We start from the raw sequence: 959 nt of genomic DNA, 5'->3' as shown, positions 1-959 counted from the left end.
AGGCGGTTCGACGGCCGGCCGACGCGCGCCGGCGGGCCGCCGCCGGGGCTGACCGTGAGCGGGCCGGCGGGCGGCGCGCACACCCCGGACGGGCCGGGCACCGGTCCCGCGCGCCCGTGGCTGCCGGCCCGCCGGATCACCCCGATCCCCGACGCGCCCCCGGCAGAGGTGCTCGTCGACGACCAGGATCCGTACCGCGGCCGGTACCACCGGCCGCCGGCGAGCCGCCTGGACGACGCCGCGGCGGACCGCCTCGACCGGCTGACCGGGCAGGCGTGGCGGTGGCTCACCGACCGGCTGCCGGCGCACGCCCGAGGGCTGGCCGCGCTGCTGCGGTCGCTGGTGCCGCTCACGCCGCCGCCGTCCGGGCACCCGGTCAGCGCGACCAGCCGGGCGGCGCTCGGCGCGATCGCCGTCTCCGTGCCGGCCGACGCGCAGACGCTCGCGCTGCTGCTGGTGCACGAGTTGCAGCACACCAAGCTGGGCGCGCTGCTGGACCTGCTGCCGCTGCACGCGCCGGGCGGGCCGGCCCGCTACCGGGCCCCGTGGCGGTCGGACCCGCGCCCGGTCGGCGCGCTGCTCCAGGGCGCGTACGCACACCTCGGGGTCGCCGAGGTGTGGCGCTGCCGGCGGCACGAGGGCGTACGCGGCGCGTTCGAGTACGCGTACTGGCGGGAGCAGACCGCGCGGGCCGTTGCGCAGCTGGCCGGCAGTGCGGAGCTGACCGACGACGGGCGGGCCTTCGTGGCGGGCATGGCCGGGACGCTGCGCGGGTGGGGGTCCGACGGTGACGGACGGGTCGAGGCGGCGGCGCGGGACGTCGCGGACGGCGGGGCGGTGCGCTGGGCGCTGGCCAACCTGAGGCCGGCGCGGGACGACGCGGACGAGGTGGCGCGGGCGTGGCGGCGCGGCGGCGGACGCCCGCCGCCGGTCGCCCCGCCCGCCGTCGCGCCCGGCCC

Annotated in this window: 1 protein-coding gene; it reads left to right on the top strand. The window is 81.3% G+C overall.

Annotation, left to right across the window (positions count from 1 at the left end; translation table 11 throughout):
* Positions 1–54: 54 nt before the first annotated feature.
* Positions 55–959, top strand: a 905-nt coding sequence (locus V6V16_RS27730) for an aKG-HExxH-type peptide beta-hydroxylase (RefSeq protein WP_334566890.1), incomplete at its 3' end; no start/stop codon positions are given.

The organism is Micromonospora sp. CPCC 205561 (genome assembly GCF_036906775.1).
GTDB lineage: Bacteria > Actinomycetota > Actinomycetes > Mycobacteriales > Micromonosporaceae > Micromonospora.
Note: the sequence above shows the minus strand (reverse complement) of the source record. Positions and strands in the feature narration are given on the sequence as shown.